This window comes from Chryseobacterium sp. FG46 (assembly GCF_057809135.1).
In genome coordinates this window covers 19,739-42,396 of sequence record NZ_JBMDJJ010000027.1, presented here as the reverse complement: position 1 = coordinate 42,396, position 22,658 = coordinate 19,739, and the positions used below count along the sequence as shown (strand labels likewise).

The 22,658-nt window shown below is 37.4% G+C and carries 20 protein-coding genes; 15 read left to right on the top strand and 5 right to left on the bottom strand.

The window, feature by feature from the left end:
• Positions 1 to 6 precede the first annotated feature (6 nt).
• From ACODR7_RS17525 to ACODR7_RS17500, 6 genes are read left to right on the top strand one after another with little or no spacing between them, the layout of a single operon-like run.
• The gene (locus tag ACODR7_RS17525; protein WP_488841032.1) at positions 7 to 1,818 is read left to right on the top strand and encodes an IucA/IucC family protein; all 1,812 of its coding nucleotides are present in this window, start codon (positions 7 to 9) and stop codon (positions 1,816 to 1,818) included.
• Entirely contained in the window at positions 1,815 to 3,218 is a 1,404-nt protein-coding gene (locus ACODR7_RS17520) for an MATE family efflux transporter (RefSeq protein WP_488841030.1), read from the top strand. The genes ACODR7_RS17525 and ACODR7_RS17520 overlap by 4 nt, the downstream gene beginning before the upstream one ends.
• A 1-nt stretch (position 3,219) precedes the next feature.
• Positions 3,220 to 3,465 (top strand): acyl carrier protein, encoded by a 246-nt coding sequence (locus ACODR7_RS17515; protein WP_047422992.1) that lies wholly within the window; start codon positions 3,220 to 3,222, stop codon positions 3,463 to 3,465.
• 4 nt (positions 3,466 to 3,469) lie between these two features.
• Positions 3,470 to 4,858 (top strand): AMP-binding protein, encoded by a 1,389-nt coding sequence (locus ACODR7_RS17510; RefSeq protein ID WP_488841029.1) that lies wholly within the window; start codon positions 3,470 to 3,472, stop codon positions 4,856 to 4,858.
• Positions 4,845 to 7,262: a TonB-dependent siderophore receptor gene (locus ACODR7_RS17505; protein WP_488841028.1), complete on the top strand. Its 2,418-nt coding sequence runs from the start codon at positions 4,845 to 4,847 to the stop codon at positions 7,260 to 7,262. Before ACODR7_RS17510 ends, ACODR7_RS17505 begins: the two co-directional genes overlap by 14 nt.
• A gap of 2 nt (positions 7,263 to 7,264) precedes the next feature.
• The gene (locus ACODR7_RS17500; protein WP_488841027.1) at positions 7,265 to 8,452 is read left to right on the top strand and encodes a PepSY-associated TM helix domain-containing protein; all 1,188 of its coding nucleotides are present in this window, start codon (positions 7,265 to 7,267) and stop codon (positions 8,450 to 8,452) included.
• A gap of 265 nt (positions 8,453 to 8,717) precedes the next feature.
• On the opposite strand, the gene ACODR7_RS17495 is transcribed toward ACODR7_RS17500, so the two are convergent.
• Entirely contained in the window at positions 8,718 to 10,208 is a 1,491-nt protein-coding gene (locus ACODR7_RS17495; protein ID WP_488841026.1) for an aminotransferase-like domain-containing protein, read from the bottom strand.
• Between the two features lie 66 nt (positions 10,209 to 10,274).
• On the opposite strand from ACODR7_RS17495, the gene ACODR7_RS17490 reads away from it, so the two are divergent.
• The 5 genes from ACODR7_RS17490 (at position 10,275) to bioA (ending at position 15,236) form a co-directional block, all read left to right on the top strand.
• Entirely contained in the window at positions 10,275 to 10,898 is a 624-nt protein-coding gene (locus ACODR7_RS17490; RefSeq protein ID WP_488841024.1) for a hypothetical protein, read from the top strand.
• On the top strand, positions 10,891 to 12,000 hold the full coding sequence (locus ACODR7_RS17485; protein WP_488841023.1) for an aminotransferase class I/II-fold pyridoxal phosphate-dependent enzyme: 1,110 nt from the start codon (positions 10,891 to 10,893) through the stop codon (positions 11,998 to 12,000). The genes ACODR7_RS17490 and ACODR7_RS17485 overlap by 8 nt, the downstream gene beginning before the upstream one ends.
• 35 nt (positions 12,001 to 12,035) lie before the next feature.
• Positions 12,036 to 12,650 carry a dethiobiotin synthase gene (gene bioD, locus ACODR7_RS17480; protein WP_488841021.1) on the top strand — a complete coding sequence of 205 codons (615 nt, stop codon included), beginning with the start codon at positions 12,036 to 12,038 and terminating at the stop codon, positions 12,648 to 12,650.
• Positions 12,650 to 13,633, top strand: a complete 984-nt coding sequence (bioB, locus tag ACODR7_RS17475; protein ID WP_488841020.1) for a biotin synthase BioB — start codon at positions 12,650 to 12,652, stop codon at positions 13,631 to 13,633. Before bioD ends, bioB begins: the two co-directional genes overlap by 1 nt.
• A gap of 310 nt (positions 13,634 to 13,943) precedes the next feature.
• On the top strand, positions 13,944 to 15,236 hold the full coding sequence (gene bioA / locus ACODR7_RS17470; RefSeq protein WP_488841018.1) for an adenosylmethionine--8-amino-7-oxononanoate transaminase: 1,293 nt from the start codon (positions 13,944 to 13,946) through the stop codon (positions 15,234 to 15,236).
• A 102-nt stretch (positions 15,237 to 15,338) separates the two neighbouring features.
• Here bioA and ACODR7_RS17465 read toward each other — a convergent pair whose 3' ends face one another.
• The 3 genes from ACODR7_RS17465 to ACODR7_RS17455 form a co-directional block, all read right to left on the bottom strand.
• On the bottom strand, positions 15,339 to 15,893 hold the full coding sequence (locus ACODR7_RS17465; RefSeq protein ID WP_488841016.1) for a hypothetical protein: 555 nt from the start codon (positions 15,891 to 15,893) through the stop codon (positions 15,339 to 15,341).
• 37 nt (positions 15,894 to 15,930) lie between these two features.
• The gene (locus tag ACODR7_RS17460) at positions 15,931 to 17,331 is read right to left on the bottom strand and encodes a T9SS type A sorting domain-containing protein (RefSeq protein WP_488841014.1); all 1,401 of its coding nucleotides are present in this window, start codon (positions 17,329 to 17,331) and stop codon (positions 15,931 to 15,933) included.
• Between the two features lie 155 nt (positions 17,332 to 17,486).
• Entirely contained in the window at positions 17,487 to 17,801 is a 315-nt protein-coding gene (locus tag ACODR7_RS17455; protein WP_488841013.1) for a winged helix-turn-helix transcriptional regulator, read from the bottom strand.
• Positions 17,802 to 17,893: 92 nt separating this feature from the next.
• On the opposite strand from ACODR7_RS17455, the gene ACODR7_RS17450 reads away from it, so the two are divergent.
• Both ACODR7_RS17450 and ACODR7_RS17445 read left to right on the top strand, forming a co-directional pair.
• Positions 17,894 to 18,658 carry an MBL fold metallo-hydrolase gene (locus ACODR7_RS17450; protein WP_488841011.1) on the top strand — a complete coding sequence of 255 codons (765 nt, stop codon included), beginning with the start codon at positions 17,894 to 17,896 and terminating at the stop codon, positions 18,656 to 18,658.
• 62 nt (positions 18,659 to 18,720) lie between these two features.
• On the top strand, positions 18,721 to 19,428 hold the full coding sequence (locus ACODR7_RS17445) for a DUF421 domain-containing protein (RefSeq protein ID WP_488841009.1): 708 nt from the start codon (positions 18,721 to 18,723) through the stop codon (positions 19,426 to 19,428).
• A 12-nt stretch (positions 19,429 to 19,440) separates the two neighbouring features.
• Here the strand turns inward: ACODR7_RS17445 and ACODR7_RS17440 are convergent, their stop codons facing one another.
• Complete coding sequence (locus ACODR7_RS17440; protein WP_488841007.1) at positions 19,441 to 20,646, bottom strand: CynX/NimT family MFS transporter; 1,206 nt, start codon at positions 20,644 to 20,646, stop codon at positions 19,441 to 19,443.
• 71 nt (positions 20,647 to 20,717) lie between these two features.
• Here ACODR7_RS17440 and ACODR7_RS17435 point away from each other — a divergent pair, with 71 nt between their 5' ends.
• Positions 20,718 to 21,500 (top strand): helix-turn-helix domain-containing protein, encoded by a 783-nt coding sequence (locus tag ACODR7_RS17435; protein ID WP_488841005.1) that lies wholly within the window; start codon positions 20,718 to 20,720, stop codon positions 21,498 to 21,500.
• A gap of 627 nt (positions 21,501 to 22,127) precedes the next feature.
• A complete protein-coding gene (locus ACODR7_RS17430) occupies positions 22,128 to 22,460 on the top strand; it encodes a hypothetical protein (RefSeq protein ID WP_488841003.1) in 333 nt (110 codons plus the stop codon).
• The last annotated feature ends 198 nt before the right edge of the window (positions 22,461 to 22,658 follow it).

Below are 22,658 nucleotides of genomic sequence, written 5' to 3'. Positions count from 1 at the left end.
TAAAAAATGAACACCAACTTAAAAAATACAGTAAGCCAGGAAAACTGGAATCAGGCTAACAGAAACCTAATGGCCAAAACCATCGCAGAACTGATGCACGAAGAGCTTCTAAAACCTGTGGTAACCTTTGAAAATAAAGACGGATATACTGCTTTCAAACTTGAAACAGGATTTGAAAATATTTCGTACAGCTTCCGCGGACAGGAAAGAATGATGGATTACTGGCATATTGATAAAGACAGCATTACAAAAACAGAAAACGGTGAAGATTTGTCTTCTGTAGATGTAGCGGCTTTCTTTCTGGAAATGCAGACTGTTTTTGACTTAGATCCTTATACCATTGCAAGATACACGGAAGAATTACTGCATACGCTGTATTGTGATGCTTTAATCTTATCAAGAGGAGTGATGTCTTCAAAAGAGCTTGCTGATGCGGATTATCAAACTGTAGAGCACAATATGACAGGACATCCATGGGTCATTGTGAACAAAAGCCGGTTAGGTTTTTCTCCAAGAGATCTTAAAACATTTGCCCCTGAAGCCGATGAAAATTTAAAAGTGATCTGGCTGGCTTCTCATAAAAGCAGATCATCATTCCAGTCTTTGGAACATATTAACAGAGACGAGTTTTACCGTTCCGAAATAGGAGATTTGCTGTACAATGATTTTAAACAAAAACTGATAAGTGAAGGAAAGATTGTTGAAGATTATCACTTTATCCCAGTACATCCATGGCAGTGGGAGCATAAGCTTCAGATTCATTTTGCCGGAGATATTGCTTCCGGACTTTTAATTCAATTGGGTGAGGGTAATGATACATACAGTCCGCAGCAGAGTATCCGTACTTTATTCAATGCAGATCATCCTAAAAAGAGATACCTGAAAACAGCGGTTTCTATTCTGAGCACAGGAAATATCAGAGGATTATCCCCTAAGCAGATGAAAATTGCTCCGGCCATTACAGACTGGGTAAAAGGCTTAATTAAAGATGACGCTTATTTAGAGAATAAAGAAACTATTTTCCTGGGAGAAGAAGCGGCCATCACCTATTTGCATCCACAATATGGGGCTATTGCCAGTGTACCTTACCAATATAATGAATTCCTTGGCGCATTATGGAGAGAAAGTGCTGAAAACTATCTGAAAGAGGATGAACAGATGGTGACGATGGCTTCTTTACTGTACGTAGACGAAAGTGGAGTTCCATTGGTTCAGGCATTCGCAGAAAAAGCAGGAGTGAGTATCAAAGAATGGATTGAAAGCTACCTTGATGCTTATCTTACTCCTTTGCTACATATCTATTACACGCATTCATTATGTGTAACGCCTCATGGGGAAAATATTATGGTTGTTTTGAAAAATGGAGTTCCGAAGAGAATTGTCATCAAAGACTTTGTGGATGATATTGTACTTACTACAGAAGCCAGAGAAAAACTTCCTGCACACCTTGCAGATGGTTTGATCCAGTCTTCCAACAAAGAAAACATTCCATTATTTATTTTACTTGGAGTTTTTGACGCTTTCTTCAGATATCTGTCGAATGCTTTACATACGTATTCCAACTTTAATGAAGAGACGTTCTGGGAACTGGTTCACAACTGTGTAGAAAATTATAAAGCTGAGAATACCCACCTTCAGGAACGTTACGAAAAGTATGACCTGTATGTGCCGGCTTTCAAAAGATTCTATATCAACAGTCTGCGTCTGAAAAATAACGGTTACAGCGAAAATAAGGCATTTGCCATTCCGAGAAAAGACGGAGCACTACCTAATCCACTGTATCAGATTGCCAATAAAAACTCAGTAGCAGCAGTATGAGGAAATTCCTGCATATCCTAAAAGAAGGAGCGGTTTTCACCTATGGAGCCATAGCCGGAAAGAAAGTTGAACTGACTTCCGGAAGTATCAACCGTTCCATCTTTAGTCTTGCCATTCCCATGGTAATGGAACTTGTCATGGAATCTGTTTTTGTGAGCGTCAATCTATTGATTATTGCAAAATTAGGAGACAAGGTTCTGGGGCTTGTGGGAATTACAGATAACTACATCAACTTCGCTTATGCCATTGCAGTAGGTTTGGGAATTGCAGCAGCAACCCTTACGGCCAGAAGAGCGGGCGAAAAAGATAAAGAAGGAATGGGCAGAACCGCTCAATACATCATCTTGCTGGCTCTGCTTTTTGCAGTGCTTATTGGTGGAGTTTCCTGCTTTTTCGCATCAGAAATTGTGGATTTTCTGGGAATCAATGCCAGTACGGTAACAGATGGGATTTCTTTCTCAAGACTGGTCTTTCTGAGTATCGGGCTTGTGATTCTTCGTCTTTCTGTCAATGGACTTTTCAGAGGAGCTGGTGACGCTGATATTGCCATGAAATCACTTTGGATCTGCCATATTTCCAATATCATTTTTGCAGTGATCTTTGTTTTCGGATTAGGATTTATTCCTGCTTTTGGATTGATGGGATTGGCGTATGCTACAGTTTTATCAAGATTGCTAGGAGTCTTATACCAGGCATTTATTTTTATCTCTGGTAAAACCAGCATCAGCATCAGAGTTCCTTTCCAGCTTGATATTCCGTTACTGCAGAAGATTCTGAAAATTGCTTTTGGAGGGTTGGTTCAATATATCATCCCCACATCCAGCTGGCTGATTATGGTGAAGATTATCTCCACTTTCGGAACTACAGCTCTTGCAGGATATATTATTGCCCAGCGTATTGCTTCCGTAGCCACAATGCCTGCCTGGGGAATAGGAAATGCAGCAGGCGTTCTTACAGGTCAGAATCTGGGTGCCGGAGAACCTGAACGTGCCGAAAAAACAGTCTGGAGAGCAGGAACTATCAACATGACGTATCTGGTACTCGTAGCCTTATTCTGGCAGATTGCTGCTGAATATGTGGTGAAATTTTTTACTACAGAACCGGAAGTCGCAAGATATGCGGTTCAATACATCCATGTGGTTTCTATGGCGTATCTGCTGTTAGGATTTACCATGGTGATCAGCCGTGCTCTGAATGCGGCCGGAAACATTCTGCAGGTTACACTGCTGTACCTCGTGATGTTTTATGTGATTCAGCTTCCGTTGGCTTATCTCTTAGGAGTAAGATTTCAGTGGGAACTGAGAGGAATATTTACCGCTATCGTTTCTTCGGAAATTGTTTTGGCTGTACTATTCCTCATGATTTTTAAAAATGGAAAATGGAAAACTATAAAAATTTAAAATGAACACTACAGAAGAATTTTATGAAATTATTGCCTCTGCCATCGCCATAAAAAAAGAATTGGTAGATGAAAAACTAACGTATCAGGAAATCCCGGAATGGGATTCTATGTCTCATCTTCTTATCGTAGAAGCGCTTGAACAGTTTTATCAGATCAAATTTGATTTTAATGATATTCTTGAGATGGGAACCGTAGGGAAGATTCGCGAAAAAATGAAAAAATACGAAATATTCGTAGAAAACTAAGCCTATGAAAATTTTAGAAAATGTAATTGCCAATAAGAACCTGGCGTTTACAGATGCTTCCACCGGTACAACAATACCGGTGGGAACACTGTACCGGTCTTTAGGCTTAAACCCTGTAGAAAAAGGCCTGCTCTTTTTGTATAATGACAATCAGCTGCCCAGTATTGAGGTGCTCCTCAATTTTTACGAAACAGCACACACGATTGCGTTACTGGGACAGAAACTGCACGAGGAATTCAAAGAACGTATTGAGGCGGAATACCGTCCAAAATACATTTTTGATCCACAAAGAGATGCCATTGAAGGATACAGTCTGAAAGCATTCTCAGACAACATCAGCATCTTTGCAAAAGATGATTATAAAAGTGAAATTACGATTCATCCTGACATTAAAATCCTTTTGAGTACTTCAGGCACAACAGGTGTTCCGAAACTGGTTAAGTTATCTGATGAAAGTCTTTACCAGAACGCATTGAGCATCCTTCAGTACATGCCGATTCAGGGAACAGATGTAGTTCCTTTAAACGTTCCGATCAACTTTGTGTATGGATTCTCTATTTTTACCACGAACTGTATGCGTGCCGGAAGAATGGTCTGTACGGATAAAGACATTATGCAGAAAGCATTCTGGGACGAAATGGAAGAGTACGGCTACAGTACTTTGGGTGGAGTGCCTTTCCTCTATGAAAATTTGAACAGAATAGGATTTTTCAGAAAAGATTCTCCAAGCTTGAGATATTTTACCCATACCGGAGGCGTAATCAATGCTGAGCTGAGAAAAACTATTTTCTCTTATTGTCATGAATTTAAAAAAGAATTCTTTGCCCAATACGGACAAACGGAAGCAGGAGGAAGAATGGCCTATCTTACTACAGAAGGATTGCTGGAAGAAGAAACATCAATCGGAAATGTGGTGGAAAGAGGAAGCTTCAAAATTGATCCTGAAACGGATGAACTACTTTTTTCTCACGTAAGTATTTTCGGAGGGTATGCCAATACACTGGAGGATCTTGCTACGTATGATCAGCCTTCCGTACTGCATACCGGAGATACCGCCAGAAAAGGGGAGAACGGAATTTATTACATCACCGGAAGAATAAAACGCATCATGAAACTTTTCGGAATACGTCTTAATCTCGATGAGGTAGAATTTATTCTTAAAAATGAAATGCAGGGCAATACCTTCGTATGTCTGAATACCCATGATAAAAAAATAGTGGTGTTGTATGACAATCCGGAAATAGATCCTCAGATCATTACCGAAACCATTAAAAATAAACTGCGCATCAACCCCCAATATATACGCACAGAACGTATAGAATCATTCCCGTTATCACAAAACGGTAAAATAAATTACCCCCTGTTACAAAACTTGCAGCATGAAAACATCTAAAACCCTTATATTACTTCTTGGTCTTGCTTTATCTTCAAACCCGCTTTCTGCACAGCAGGGCGACAGAATTCATGGCAAGATCATGCTGTCTGAAAAAGCACCGGTAAAAAACGCTGTTTTAAGACTTGTCAACACGTCTTATCAGGCAAAAACCAATAATTTAGGAGAATATTACTTTGAAAATGTGCCACCTGGAGAATATACGCTTCAGGTGGTTTTAAATGACATTGAACTGATGAGAGAACCTATCCACATTCAGAAAGATGTCTATGAAATCCCTGCGATCTACGCCCCGCTACACAATAATGTAATTGAGGGAATTACCGTATATGCAGTGAGCAGAAATAAATTTTTGGATAAAGACAGCACTTCTGTAGCTAAAATGCCTTTGAAGGTGCTTGAAAATCCACAGGCTTACACAAGCATCAACCAACAGATCATGAAGGAACAGCTTACTTATGATATTTCGGAAGTATTGAAAAATGTTCCGGGGATGGTAAAAATGCAGGGTAGCCCGGGAAGAGGTTCAGGAGATGGAAGTTTCTACTACAGCCTTAGAGGTTTTCCTACCAAAGTCTCTATGGTAGACGGTGTTCCTGCAACCACCAACGGCGAGATAGATCCTTCTGATATTGAACGTCTGGAAGTGATCAAAGGACCTTCAGGAACCTTGTATGGAGGAGCTGTAACATCTTTCGGAGGTTTAATTAATCTGGTGACCAAAAAACCGAAAGATTATTTCGGAGGAGAAGCCTCTTATCTCATGGGAAGCTATAACCTGAACCGTGTGACAGCTGATGTTTACGGTCCGATGACAGAATCCCGAAATATGCTGTTCCGTTTGAATGCCGCTTATCAGTATCAGAACGGATTCAGAGATTCTGAATTCAGAAAATCGTTCTTTGTAGCACCTACTGTAAGCTATCAGGTTAATGACAGATTGAAATTTAACTTAGGCGCACAAATTTACAATTATGAAGGAACCAATACTCCGATTATTTTCCTTCCGAGAACAAGAGCTTATTTCGCTCATAATCCGGACGAACTGGGTTTCGACTGGAAAAAATCTTATTCCAATAATGATATTACTTTAAAAGCACCATCTATCAATGTAAAAGCTGAGGCGAATTATAAAATTTCAGATCAATGGACTTCACAGACATTGCTTTCCAGAAACTTCAGAAAAACGGAAGGATTATATCAATATCAGTTTATCAGAGGGACAACCAGTGATGCTTTGCTGGAACGCAACGTACAGTGGCAGAATTCAGAAGCTTCCTCTACAAGTATTCAGCAGAATTTTAACGGAGAATTTAAAATCGGAAACATTAAAAATAAAGTGCTGATCGGATTAGATTATCTGAATCAGACCATCAACAACAACCATTCCCCAATTGTGGTATATGACAATATCAACGGGCAGACTTTAGCAGGTTACGCCAATATCACCAGAGATCTTGTCCTGCAGAAAATACAGACTTCCACAGCTCCTTTGGTGAGAAATAACTCTGCATCCAACCTTTATGGAGCCTATATTTCAAACGTTACTTATATTACTGACCGTTTGATTACGCTTTTAAGCTTACGTATGGATCATTATGAAAGTAAAGGACAGCTGAATTTAAATGATAACAAACGTAAAGATGACTTCAAGCAGACTGCATGGTCTCCTAAAGTGGGAATTGTATACCAGATTCTTAAAGACCAGTTATCTGCTTATGGTAATTATATGAACGGTTTCAGCTATACAGCACCTGTTACACAGCAGTTGACAGACTACAGCGGAGAAATGAAACCCCAGATGGCGAATCAGTGGGAAGTAGGAATTAAAGGAAATCTTTGGAGAAACAAAATTAATTTCACCGTTGGATACTATGACATTCTTGTGGATAATATCCAGAGAGGAAGCGGTGTAATCCGTGACGGAAAAGAATACAATATTGTTGTTCAGGATGGAAAACAAAGAAGTAAAGGGATTGAAATTGAAACCATCATGAATCCTGTTCAGGGATTAAACATTATGGCCGGATATAGCTATAACCACAGCAGATTTGAAAAAGCAGACCCTGCTGTAGATGGCCGTCGTCCGGAATCTGCAGGTCCGGCGAATGTATTCAATTCCTGGATCAGTTATATCCTTCCAATCAAAGGACTTCAGGGATTGGGAGTTGGTTTCGGAGTCAACCATGTTGGAAAACAAATTACCGGAAATAAAACCGTTACCGGACAGTTTGCATTCCCGGCTTATACTTTAGTGAATGCTTCCATTTCTCTTGAAAAAGAAAGATACCGATTAGGATTTAAAATGAATAACCTGGGCAATGTGCAATATTTTGCAGGGCAGGGAGTGATAGTCGCTCAGATGCCTCGCAATTTTGTTGCTGAGGTAAGCTTTAAATTTTAAGAATGAATCTGAAGTTTAGAAAAATTGCCTATCAGTTACATCTATGGCTCGGACTAACGTCCGGGCTTATAGTTGTTATTATGGCTGCTACAGGATGTATACTGGCTTTTGAAGAAGAATTAAAACACTTTGTTCATCCCAACAGATATTACGTTGAAAACATCGGAAGAAAGAAACTTTCATTGTCTGAACTTACGGAAAAAGCAGAAAAAGCACTTCCCCAAGGTTTAAAGGTCAAAAGAGTAGTGATGTCTTCCGATCCTTCACGAACCTACGTGTTCCGTACTCTTAAGATGGATAAAGAAGCATGGACGTATTGGGGAACTTATCTTTATTATTATCGAATTTACGTAGATCCTTATACCGGAAAAGTACAGGAAGTAGAAGATGCTAAAAAGGATTTCCTTGAAATTGTGTTGGATCTTCACCGAAGGCTTCTGCTGGGAGAAAAAATTGGAAAAACAATCACCGGTTATTCTACATTGATATTTGCCGTAATCCTTTTATCCGGGCTTGTGATATGGTATCCCCGAAAAATGAGTAAAGCCATGCTGAAAGGAATGTTTTTCATTAAAACATCGGCCAACTGGAAAAGAATTAACTATGATATTCACAATGTCTTAGGCTTCTATTCCGTGATTCCCTTACTTATTATTTCGTATTCTGCATTGATATGGAGCTTTGAAGATGCAGACCAATGGATAAAAAATACGTTAAATGGAAATACGCCCACAGAAAAGAAAGCCAAAAGTATAATTCCTTCCGAAGAATTTTCAAACCGTGAAAATATTCTCAATCTGATTGGAAATACCATGGAAAAAGGATTGAAAGACAAGAAATCAGCCCTTGTGAATTTTCCGAGATCGGAAGAAGGAGCCTATTATGCTGAGCTAACGTATGATGGAAGGCAATACAGGAATGAACATTTTAATTTTGATCAGTATTCAGGAGAAGTTTTAAAATCTCAATCGTATAAAAACAAAAATATCGGATATGGAACTGCATTAAGAGAAAGAAATTATGATCTTCACACCGGAAGCATCCTGGGACTGACTACCAGAATTATTTATTTTCTGGCAGCCATTATCACTTTATCACTACCGATTACCGGCTTTATTATGTATTTGAATAAGAAAAAAAAGAAACCCAAACACAAGAAAAATAAAGTGATTTTTCCTTCTCATCATTAATAAAGATAAGAGGTTATCTCAAAGGGTAATAGTCCGACTTTTGTCATTCTGACGAAGGAAGAATCTCATTAATAACTTAGGTTAATAGATTCTTCACTACATTCCATTTCGTTCAGAATGACACTTCTGAATAACCTCTTTACTTATATTATATATCCAGTATCAATTTTGTCGCAGATAAAATCCTCGCGCCTTAAAACAAGTTATCTTCATCTCATTTGCACCCTTGCGTTTTCCAACCAAGAAATATGCAATTAATTATAAATCAACCTATCAATTCCTTCACATTTTTTGAGAAAACCTCAATTCCTTTATTCATCTCTTCAAAATTAAGATCTCCAAATCCTAAACGCATGGCTGTAAGGTCTTTATTCTGATACAACAATGTTTTGGGAATAAAAAGATTGTCTTTTGCACAGTTCCTGCTCAGCTGCATCAGATTCAGCGGAATATTCCATTCCATCCATATGGCAAGGCCGCCCGAAGGTTTCTGGAAGGTCATAAAATCACCCAGATTCTCTTCCAGCAAAACAGAAAAATAATCACGCCTTTCCTGATAAACTTTTAAAGACTTCTTCAGATAACGGTTGATTTCTCCTTCTGCAATCATCTCTCCAAGCGCTCTTTCCATCAGAATATCACCCTGACGGTCTATAATCCCAAGGTATTTACGCATTTCTGTCATCAGATTCTCAGGCGCAACAATAAATCCTGTTCTGAATCCCGGAGCTAAAGATTTTCCGAAAGATCCAATATAGATTACCATTCCATTCGTATCAGCACTGGCTAACGGAAGAATAGGGCTTTTATCATAATGAAATTCATAATCATAGTCGTCTTCCAGGATAATAAATCCATATTCGTTGGCAAGCTCTAACAGCTCAAATCTTCTCTGAGCGCTCAAAGCAACAGTAGTAGGATAGTGGTGATGAGGGGTCAGATAGAGCATCCGTATTTTCTGCTTTTTACAAGCTTCCCGTACGCTTTCCACTATAATTCCTTCCTCATCAATGGGAATAGAAACAATATCAACTCCAGCTTTCATAAAGATCATATTGACGGAGAAATAGCTCAGTGCTCCTACCAATACAGTATCGCCAGCAGAAAGAAGAATCTCGGAAACAATATAAATACTCATTTCCGTACTTCGGGTGATGAGCAGGTTGTTCTTGGAAATAGGAAGCCCACGGGAAAGATTCAGGTATTGGGATAAATGTTCCTTAAAAAATTCACTTCCGTCATGATTATAATGTCCTAAAGCTTTCTGATTAGATTTACGTTTCAGGATAGAACTGTAAAACCGGGAATGCTGTCCGATTTGGGTTAAACGGATATCCGGAACCCCATCATTAAAGACATACTCACAGTCCGAATGTTCAAAAGGATTATCCAGAATATTGGATGTTTTAAATGAAAAACCAGTCGAAACAGGGTAATTTTGAAGGTTATTCTGTTTAAAATCATTCAATTTGACAGGTTTTTCCTGATCTTTTCCGATCACAAAAGTTCCTTTGTTTGGAAAACTCTCTGTCCAGCCCTGAGCCGACAGTTCATCATACACCGCAACTGCTGTATTTCTATGGATTTCCAGCGTTTCACTGAAAGTCCTTGTCCCTGGAAGCTTGGTTCCGAAAGGTAGAAAACCTCTCTGAATCGCGTTGATCATCTGATTGGCAATTTGTAAATAGATAGATGTCTTTGATTTTCTATCAATTTTAATAAAACTTTCGTAGGGAATCTTAACCGGACTATCCATAATATCAAAACTGGCACAGTATAACCATCCGGCAATATACTACTTTTGACATCAAAATAAAAATCTATGGAATTTCATCTTCTGTTAAAAAAAATTGTACAGGAAGGAAACACCCACGCCAGGTGGCTCAACACACTTTCTTTTATGGAAAATGCCGGTGCAAGGAAAATATCAAAATGTGAACATCCAACATTGGTTTCTCAGATCCAGCTGAAACATGCTGCTGAAGAACACCGCCACGCTTATTATTTAAAAAAGCAGATCGGGAAAATAAATCCTGCACTCTGCAAAACTTACGAAAGTACAGAACTTCTGGCTCCTGTAGCAACAAGCCAGTATCTTCACTCATTGGATATTAAGGCCTGCCGTTATCTTCAGAAAGCATTCAATCTTGATAAAACAGATATTAAGTATGCAGCTTATCTTTTTGTAACCTATGCTATTGAAGTGCGTGCCGATGAGCTGTATCCCGTATATCAGCAGGCACTTACCGAAGCTTCTTCTAAAATTATGGTAAAATCTATTATTCTTGAAGAAGAAGGGCATCTGGAAGAAATGATTCATCAGCTTAATGAATTTTCATCTGACTGGAAGCATCATGCCGATCACATTCTTACCATAGAAAAAGAACTGCATGAAGAATGGATCAACGCTATTACTCAGGAAGTAGCCCAGTTGAATTATGCTTAACAATACCTCTCATTTTCAGGAATCTCTTGACAAAAGAAAAGAGGAAGGAACATTAAGACGTTTGCGGATTCCGTCTGATGGAATTGATTTTTATTCCAATGATTATCTGGGGTTTGCAAAAAGTAAAGAACTTCAATATTTACTGCTGCAAAAGATTATGGACAACCCTCAACTGCTTTCAGGAAGTACAGGCTCAAGATTAATCAGCGGGAACAGTGACATTGCTGTTTCTGTAGAAAAAGATATTGCTCAGAAACATCAGTTTGAGTCAGCATTACTTTTCCCATCAGGATATAACGCAAATCTAGCCTTATTTTCTACCCTTCCCAGTCGTCATGATGTCGTTATTGTGGATGAACAGATTCATCGGTCGGTACATGATGGCTGCAAGCTATCCAATGCTAAGAAACTGAAATTCAGACATAATGACACTGAAGATCTTGAAGATATTTTAAAAAGACAGGAAGGTCATTGCTATATCGCCATAGAAAGTCTTTACTCTATGGAAGGAGATTTTGCACCTATTCAGAAAATCTCTGCACTTGCCGATACGTATAAAGCCTCTCTGATTGTAGATGAAGCCCACGCATTCGGCGTTTTTGGATATGGACTGATTGAAAAATATCAATTACAGAATCATGTTTCAGCAGCAGTTGTGACTTATGGAAAAGCTCTTGGAGCTCATGGAGCAGCCATTCTTTGTAATGAAACGGTGAAATACTATCTGATCAATTTTGCGACTCCTTTTGTTTATACCACATCAGCACAGGATTTCCAGTGGATGAGTATAAAAACAGGATATGATTTTTTAGATCAAAACCATGAAAAGGCAATGAAACTTCAGAACAATATTAAACTTTTCCGAAGCCGAAATTTACAGTCTCCATCAGCAGAAACAAGCCCGGTTCAGGCTATTGTAATTCCGGATAATCAAAAATTGAAAACATTGCAGAATACTTTATCTGAGAAAGGATTTTTAACCTATGCCATATACAGTCCCACGGTAAAAGAAGGAAGTGAAAGGTTGAGAATATGCCTTCACAGCTTTAATACAGAAGAGGAAATTATGAAACTGACAGGAATTATTAAAGAATTTATTTAAAGCAAAAAGATTCAAAACCCGAATCCCGAAACCACATGAAATTATTTATAACAGGAATAGGAACCGAAATAGGAAAAACAGTCTGCTCAGCCGTCTTGGTTCAGCATTTTAAAACAGAATACTGGAAACCGATACAATCTGGTGATCTGCATTATACAGACAGTCATAAGATTAAAGCATGGACAGATACTAATAGATGCCATCCGGAAACCTATCGTTTACAGCTGGCTGCATCACCACATCAGTCTGCAAGAGAAGAAAATATGACCATCAATCTGAATGATTTTCAATTGCCAGAAACAGAAAGCCCACTGATTGTAGAAGGAGCAGGAGGGCTTATGGTACCCATATCTGACAAGACTTTTATGATAGATCTGATTGAAGAATTAAACCTTCCGACAGCATTGGTCGTCAGAAATTATTTAGGCTGCATCAATCATAGCTTGCTCTCAATCCTGGCTTTACAACAGAGAGGAATTCAGTTGGAATATTTAATTCTTAACGGAGATTTTCCGGAAGATACAGAAAGAGTGATCTGCAGTTTTATCGAAAAAGAGACAAAAATTATAAAGATTCCCGAAATCAACACTACAGATAAGGAATCTATACAACATGCTGCCAAGCAATTAACAATAACAAAAATAAGATAATGGATACAAAAACAACATTGAGAAACAACTGGACGAAAGAAGAGATCGAAGAAATTTATCACCTTCCTCTGATGGAACTGATCTATAAAGCAGCCACCGTACACCGCCAATGGCATGATCCTTCTGAAGTACAGATTTCAACGCTATTATCTATCAAAACCGGCGGATGCCCTGAGGACTGTTCATACTGCGGACAGGCGGCCCGTTATCACACGGATATCAAAGTACAGGCATTACTGCCTACAGAAACTGTAATTGCTCATGCTCAGAAAGCAAAAGATTCCGGATCTTCCAGATTCTGTATGGCGGCAGCATGGCGTGAAGTTCGTAATAACCGTGATTTTGACAGGGTTATTGATATGGTGAAAGGTGTAAATGATCTTGGTCTGGAAGTTTGCTGTACACTGGGAATGCTTACGGAAGAACAGGCTGTCAGACTTCAGGAAGCCGGATTATACGCTTACAATCACAACCTTGATACATCTGAGCAATATTATGAAGAAATCATCTCTACCAGAACTTTTGACAACAGAATCAATACGATAAATAATGTAAGAAAAGCAGGAATCACAGTGTGTTCCGGAGGAATCATAGGACTTGGTGAAACCCACAGAGACAGAATTTCAATGCTTTTAACATTGGCAACGATGCCAAAACATCCGGAATCTGTTCCAATTAATGCATTAGCCAGAGTAGCGGGAACACCATTAGAAGATAATGAAAAAGTAGATACGTGGGAAATGGTAAGAATGATCGCCACAGCCAGAATCGTAATGCCATCTTCTATGGTAAGATTAAGTGCCGGACGTATAGAAATGTCTGAAACAGAGCAAGCATGGTGCTTTATGGCAGGAGCCAATTCTATTTTTACGGGTGAAAGAGAAACTTTACTGGTAACGCCTAACCCGGGAGTTTCTGAAGATATGCAGATGCTTCAGACATTAGGACTGAAACCTATGATGAAAAAAGAAGCATGCTGTTAGATAATTATGAATGATAAAATAATGAGTGATGAGCTGGATTGTTAGAATTCTGATTTTTATTGCAGCATTGATTTCTGATTTCATTGATATGAACATTAGTTTTTAGCGCTAAGGTTCGCAAAGTAATATTTTTAATTCTGAAAATATTTCGCTCGCAAAGGCATTCTATTCAGCAAGGCAGAATGTTTATTATTGCTTAGTGAAACGCCTTTGCGAACTTTAAAAAACAGCATACACATTAAAAAACTTAGCGATCATAGCGTTAAAATTAAAGCACTACATCACTCATTTCTACTCTTTACATCTATATATGAATACATTAACAAAAGAAACCAGCCTGCAGGAGAGAGATAAAGCGGTCAACTGGCATCCTTACACGCAGATGAAAACAGCTGATGATGCCATTCCTATTATAAAAGGAAAAGGAATTTACCTGTATGATAATGAAGGAAAAAAATATCTGGATGTTGTCTCGTCATGGTGGGTAACGTTGCATGGGCATTCACATCCCTACATAGCACAACGTGTTTTTGAACAGTTGAATACACTGGAGCAGGTTATTTTTGCAGGATTTACCCATGAACCTGCTGTACAGCTTTCAGAAAATTTACTGAAACTTCTTCCTGCTGGTCAGGAAAAGGTCTTTTATTCAGATAACGGTTCTACAGCAGTAGAAGTTGCTTTAAAAATGTGTATTCAATATGCATACAATCAAGAGAAAAAGAAAACAAAGATTTTAGCTTTTAAAAATGCTTATCACGGCGATACTTTCGGGGCTATGTCTGTCAGTGGAAAGAGTTTCTGGACAAGACCTTTTGAAAGCATGCTGTTTGAAGTTGTTTTTATAGACACACCCGATGCAGAAAATCTGGAAAGCCTTCGGTTGCAGATTAAAGAGCTAGCTGATGAAGTGGCTTGTTTTATCTATGAGCCATTAGTTCAGGGTGCTGCCGGAATGTTAATGTATAAAGCTGAAGATCTTAGTCAGTTGATGAAATACTGTAGGGAAGAAGGTGTTCTTATGATCCAGGATGAAGTTTTTACAGGATTTGGAAGAACAGGTAAGCTTTTCGCAGCAGATTATCTTACTGAAAAACCAGACATTATGTGTTTTTCAAAAGGATTGACAGGAGGAACAATGCCCATGGGAATTACGACCTGTTCCAATGAAATCTATGGTGCTTTCCTTTCTGAAGACCGCTATAAAACCTTATTTCACGGGCATTCGTTTACAGCTAATCCTTTAGCCTGTACAGCGGCTCTTGCCAGTATGGAATTGCTATTGACAAATGAAACTCAAATGAATATTAACCGCATTACGCATCAACATTCGGAGTTTGTGAAAGCACTTGCTTTGCATCCTCATGTAGAAAAGGTTCGTCAGATCGGAACTATTTTAGCATTCGATTTTAAAACCGGGAATGATACTTCTTATTTCAATGGAATAGGGAAGAAGCTTTACAATGAATTCTTACAGAGAGGGATTATCATGAGGCCGTTGGGAAATGTAATCTATCTGGTTCCTCCATATTGTATTACTTCCGAAGAATTAGACTTTGTATATCAGAATATTATGGAAGTTCTGGATCTGTTTAAAGAGTAAACGATTCCTTCCGGTAATAATTATTTTTAATTTTTTTAAATATACCTTATAGGTTCTGAAAACCTATAAGGTTTTTATGTTGAATGCCGTTGCACATATTTTTTAAATCTCCTGTTCTGCCTTCTTCAAAACAGTAATCAATTCTTTTAGTTCATCTTTATTGAATTCCAGCAAGTTATGATTAAAATGGTTGCCCGGAGTTTTTATATAATTAACCCACGATGAAAACTTTTCCCGGTAAACACTTCCAAACTCTATATTACTCATCGTAACAAACTTATATTTGGTTTCCTGACCAGCTTTTTCATTTTCTTTCTGTTCCACGGTCTGAAGCGCCTGAATCAGTTTTCCCAACTCATTTTTGTCAATAGTAAGTGTCTTTTTGGAGATTTCATCAAAGGTTTCATATTCATACATAATGCCCAGCACAGATTCCGATGAATGATCAGATCCGTCTTTGGTTACAATTTTTTGAATATTCAGGTTTTTAAACTTACCTAAATTGCTGATTTTTTTCTCAATTAATGTCCCTTTTCTTGAATTGATGGTAAGTCCGCGGGATGTGGTATTTGATCTTTGAATAGTAGGTGGAGGTATTATCTGTGCCGTTACCCATGCACCTAATGCACAGGAAATCAAAATAATGATTCTTTTCATTTGTAAAAATTGTTATTAGTTTTAAAATATTAATTTACTACTTCTTAATAAGTTTTTTTGTAAAAACTTTTCCATTTTCAAAAATTGCTTTCGCAAAATAAACTCCTTTAGAAAGTTCGGAAACGTCGGAATTATTTTTATTTATAGTTTTTAATAGTCTTCCGTCAACAGAATAGATCTCTATTTTATCAATTTTTTCTTTTGACTGATACACCAAATCTTGTTTTACAGGGCTTTCAAAAGTAATTTCAGTATTATTTCCGGTTTCTGTTGTTGATAATGTAGCAGAACCATTTAAAAGATATTTAACAATCTCTTTTGTTGGACCATCTCCGTAAACAATGATGCTATTATCAAAAACTTTAATGGCCTGAATCATATGATACAGCAAAGTGGAATCGTTTTCTATGTATTCTCCAAATGCAGTATCAACAGCTCCGTTTTGATTAAGTTTAGCGATATAATAAGCAGGTGCATTATTTAAATCAGCATAACCTGCGATATAATAAGAATTATTTTTTTCATAGATATCCCAAAATTCAAGACCAAGAGCACCATTATAACTGAATGTACTATCCGGTGTCCCATCAGCATTCAGTCTTTCTATGGTAGCAGGGGTTGATGTTGCAATTCTTGCATATATAATTCTACTACCCGAATCTACTTTTACAACGTTAATATTCCCTCCAATAAAAGAAGCCACTCCATTGTCCCCAAAGCTGTTGTCTAACGTACCATCAGGAGTATATTTTTTCATTGTATTTTGTCCCCAAAAATATATATTTGACTGATTATCTAAAATGAGACGTGGAATCCCATAAGTTGACAATTCTCCATTATCCCCAAAACTGTTATCTGGTGTACCATCAGAATTTAATCTGAATGTATGAGTGTACCCATCAAAAAATCCATTAGTATCTATACCGGTTCCTGAAACAATAATTTTATTTCCCTGTTCTATAAGGTTACTTTTTATATCGAAATTGTCCTGATAGAAATTGGCTATTGACTTTATTCCGCCGTTGGAAAATAAAGGATCTAATTGTCCATTGGGAAGCATCCGAATTACATCTAAATAATTAATGCTGCTCGTAGCGTCATATCGCTTAAACATGAAAGTCAATTTACCATTTCCGTGCCTTAGAAACCCAACCAGAGCGTCTGATGCATAATTCAATGCAATTTTACCATTGGTCCCAAAAGTCAAATCCGGAGAGCCATTGTAACTTGTCGCTTTAGAAATGATTATCCGGTTCGTATTGGAATCAAAGGAGTGATAAAATACAGCATTGGTTGTTTCTGTTAACTCTCCCAGATAAGAGCTTCCTGCCGGAAGGTTGTAAATCCCGTTCGAAGCAAACACAGGATCTTTGGAAATAATTTGTGCAAAAGAAGCTTGTGCTACGAGAGTAAGCACAAATAATAATTTTTTTTTCATTGGTTTGTTTTTTTTAAAAAAAATTGAGGTTATATTATGTAACCCTACATAAACCTATTTTTAGGTAGTGTTTCCAAATGTATGATAAAATTTTAGAAGAGGAAAGAAATACTCAGTGGCATCGAAAACCTTCGATGAATTTATCCAAAATGGTTTTAACCCAATCCATTTCCCCATGAATGAAGTTCGGAAAGAATAGGTCCCAGCTTTTGCCCTTTCTCCGTTAATTTATAATATACTTCCGGCGGAAAATTATAAACTTCAATCCGTTCAATAATACAATCTTCTTCCAGCTGCTTCAGCTGCTCTGCCAATACTTTCTTGGAAACCCGGGGCATATTTCGCCAAAGCTCCACAAAACGCACCTGATCTTCTTCAAAAAGATTGTGCAGGATTAAAGGTTTCCATTTGCCTGAAAGGATATTCAGGCTTCGTCTTAATCCGCAGTTTTTAAATTCTTCAAAATTCATAACGCAGTTAAATATTTGTGGTTAACCTTTTGGTAACCTTCGATTGTTTTGTCCTCATCAGGTAATAGCTTTGTTCTACAAACATACTCAAAATGAAATTACAATTATGGCGCAATGCAACATTGCTATTGAATATTGATGGAATTTCCATCCTGGTTGACCCTATGCTGGGAGGAAAAGGCTCTATGGGAAAAATTCCTATGACAGAAAGTGAATTACTGAATCCTCTTGTAGATCTGCCTTTCAGTAGAGAAGAATTAAAGAAAAAATTAGAAGGAATAGATGCTGTAGCGGTAACCCATCTTCATCCTGATCATTGGGATTCTGAGGCAGTAGAACTTCTCGATAAAAATATTCCGGTTATCTGTTCAGAGGTTATTGCTGATCATATTGCAGAACAAGGCTTTACCAATATTATCGTTCTGAAGGATCAGCTTCGATGGAATAATATTGAAATAGCTAAAACCAAAGGTCAGCATGGGACCGGAGAAATTGGAGAAAAAATGGGTATCGTGAATGGTTTTGTTTTTAAAAAAGACAATCAATCAGTCTATATTGCAGGTGATACAATCTGGTATGATGAAGTTGCTGCAGAAATTGCTCAACACAAGCCACAGCACATTATTGTTGCAGGAGGTGCTGCCACTTTCTCTGTGGGAGATCCTATTATTATGACCAGCGAAGACATAGCAAAAGTATGTGAATATGCACCCGAATCTACTGTTTGGGTAACTCATCTGGAAGCAGTAAGCCATTGTAAGGAAGACAGGAATTTTATCCAGAAAAAAATAATAGAAAAAGGACTTGAAAACCAATGTTCTCTACTGAAAGACGGAGAAGAGGTAATCCTGGAATAAGTATGAAATAAATAACAGGAGTTATGGCTTATTTTTTGAATATTCCCTGGTAAATAATTTGTATGCTGTCCACTTTTCTCTTAAATCTTGATTGGAAAGAATTATTATTGGGACATGAAGAATGGTCTTTTCTTTTAGAGATCATTCTTCGTACCATAATCATGTTTCTGACTATTATCATCGGACTTAGAATTTTAGGAAAAAGAGGAGTAAAACAGCTCTCAATATTTGAATTGGTAGTCATTATCGGCCTGGGATCAGCAGCAGGAGATCCTATGTTTAATAAGGATGTCGGAATTATTTCATCCCTTATTGTTTTTATTGTTATTATTCTCCTGTATTCTATTGTGACCCATTTTATCGGAAAAAGTAAAAAATTTGAAAATCTGGTTGAAGGACAATCCATCTGCCTGATAGAAAACGGTGAATTTTCTATTAAAAACTTTCAAAAAGAAAATCTAGGGAGCGACGAATTCTTCGCAGAATTAAGGCTAAAAGGAGTTTCGCAACTGGGTCAGATTGAGATGGCTATAGAAGAAATTTCAGGAGAGATCAGTGTATTCTTTTTCGAAGATAAATCTGTAAAATATGGGCTTCCTATTTTACCAGGCTCATTAAATAATCCGTTACATTATATTCATGAGGAAAGACATTATTCTTGTATATTCTGTGGGTATACAGAGCATAAAAAAGCAGGCGATGCAGGAAGCTGCCCAAACTGCCAAAAAGAAGAATGGGTAGCGTCCAGCAATAAAAGACGTGTAACCTGACCTTTGATTTTCCTAATCCTCAACAGATTTATTTCTTGCCGCCTTCATTCCAAAATAGAGCATCAGCAATACAGCAAAGCTTAATAAATAAAATGAACTGTTCCAGGAAATGTCCCAATCATGCAGTTTTCCAAACAACGGAGGTCCGAATGCAGCGATCAGATATCCTACAGACTGGGCCATACCTGATATTTTAACCGCATTGATACTGCTTTTTGTTCTTGTAGAAAAGAACAGAATCGACAAGCTGAAAGACAATCCGTTGGAAATCCCTATAATCACAGCATTCACATAGATCCACTGAGACTTCAGAAAGACAAACATCATTGTACTTCCGAACATCAGAGCACATATAAAAAGAATCATAAGCCTCTGGTCCTTCATTTTACTGGCAATAATAGGACAGCAGAATGTTACCGGAATCATGGTAATCTGAATCACAAAGAACACCCAGCCGGAGCTTTCTCCCTGCATATGAAAATCAGCAAGAAATGAAGGCAGCCAAGCCACCAGGCAATAATAAAACAAAGACTGCAGTCCCATAAAAATACTGATATTCCACGCCTGGGCAGATTTGAACATATTAAAATCTGAAGTACTGATTGCCGTCTTAGGCTGAACCGGATTTCTTTTGTTAAATATGAATTCCAATGATAAAACCAGAAAACCCAATGCGGCAATCACAAGCCATATTCCCAGAGATCCTTTCCATCCAAAGCCCGTCAATTCTCCTATTTTCACACTGAACCCGGAAGCCAGTGCTGCTGTAAGATTCATAGATACTGCAAAAATTCCTGTCATAAGGCCAATCTGCTTCGGAAAATTATTCTTAACATATCCCGGAGTGACCACATTTCCGATACATATTCCTAAACCGATGAATATAGAGCCTAAAAACAAAAGCCATAGAGAACCACTGATTCGTAAAAATAACCCGAAGCTTAAAATAATCAGTGAATACATCAAAAGTTTACTGATTCCGAATTTATTGGAGAATCTGCTTACCAGTACAGAACAGGCAGCAAACATAAACAGTGGAATAGATGTAAGCAGGCTCACCTGAAAATTATCCAGTTTTAAAGCATCTCTTACCTCTCCCAATACAGGGGCAACGGCCACAATCGGTGAGCGGAGATTGCTGGAAATGAGTATAACAACCAGAACATTAATGATTAATAAAACATACGAAGCATTCTTTTTTACTTCATTCTTCATCATAATAAAAACTTTTGTACAAAATTAACACAGTAATTTTGTTTAATTTTGCCAAAGTTTTAACCTGAAACGACATGAACGCCAGCGACAGTATAAATATAGATGAACTAAAGAAGCCTTATTTTGTATGGTTTGAGGAAAACTGGATTCATGATAACGTTCTTCATCATCATCAAAAAGGTCAGCTCGTATATGTAGAAAGTGGTTTTCAGTATATTACTATTGAAGAAAAAATCTATCTTCTTCCTCAGAATCATGCGGTATGGATTCCTCCAAATGCTGTCCATAAAACCAATTCCCATTCTGCAAAAATCAAACTGATGATCATGTTTGCAGAAGTCGGCATCCAAGAATCCTTCTATGATGAAGTGAATGTATTTTCTGTTCCTCCTGTTTTAAAGGAAATGATAAAATATTCGGAGAAATGGTCTAAGCTAATGATTCGGGATCATAATGAGAACCTATTCCTGAAAGCACTTTTCAACGAACTTCCGAAGTTTGCAGAACATTCCCTGACTTTTCATATCAGCCTCCCGAAAGACAAACGTCTTGACAAAGTCATAGAATATTTGCACAATCATTACCACACAGAGATCAAAATGGAAGATTTCAGTGATATGGCTCTTTTATCTTTCCGTACACTGGAACGTATTTTCAAAAAAGAAACAGGTCTTACCCTAAGCAAATACCAGCAAATGCTTCGTATTATTAAAAGTCTGGAATACTTGAGCTCCGGGAATCTTACGATTTCAGAAACAGCGTATGAAGTAGGATATAAGAGTGTTCAGGCCTATACCCGAAGTTTTCAGGCTGTGATGCAGCTCAGACCAACTGATTTTATTAAAACCATCCAATAAGTTTTAAACCACATATAAAGCTGGTAGGATTTGTCAAAAAAGAGAGTTATTAATATCTCAGAATTTTACATATTCCTTTGTACAAAAGCAATTAGAAAGATTAAAGAACGCAATATTTCACATTTTTCATATTTTTCCACTTCAATAGCGAATATTCAATTATGATATTATTGAAAACAAAAAGGTCTCCACGGATGGAGACCTTAAAAAAACACAAATGATGAAAAAAAATTATTTCGATTCACAAATATAAGCAAAAATCACGTTACGCAAAACACTATAAGCTTATTTTTTTTAAAAATTACTTATTTTTAAGTAAAATAATTATTTATTAAATGTTGTTTGTTTTCTTTAGGATTCCGGAATTACCGGCACGAAAATACCGCATATTAAATATAATTCGCCATCTGAGGAATTGTACGTATGTTTTTAAGTCAAAATAAAGAAATAGCGAAAAGTGAATTATCATAAAAATAAGACTTTGCTAAGTCAATATTCAAACAGGTGTTTAACTCATTTGTGATCCCGCCAGTAAAATTCTCAAAAAATTAATATCTGAGCCTTTCTGGGAAAAATTTAAACATTATATTTGCATCCATGTTAAAATGGTTCTCCATATTATGCTCAATGATGTATGTACTGGCTACCACCAATGCGGGGGAAGTACTGAAAGTGCCTATGTTTGTTGAACATTTCATGGAATACCACGGAAGCTTTTCAGAATTTGTAATGGAGCATTATGATAACCACAAACAGGATTCAGACTGGGATACCGATCAGAAGCTGCCGTTTATCAATCCGCCTATCGTACTTACTGTACATGCCCAGCTTCCGGAGCTTTCATTCGAAATAAAAAAACCTAAGGAAATTACTGTTTCAGAGAAAAGCAGTATCTACAAAGAAAAAGATTTCTCCCATCAATATCTTTCTCAGATTTTTCAGCCTCCACGGCTTTTTTAATCAACTTCACATTGAAAATTAATGCTTTATGTTTTTTTACTTAAAGCAGTTAATTCTTGTTACATATCCATTAATTCGTAATGCAATGTACTGGTGTTTAGACCTTAACTCAAGAAATTACAAAAACTTTATTTTGGACACTTAAGTTATGGAGATGCCTCAGCTCCTATATGCTATTACGGATTACTATTAATAATT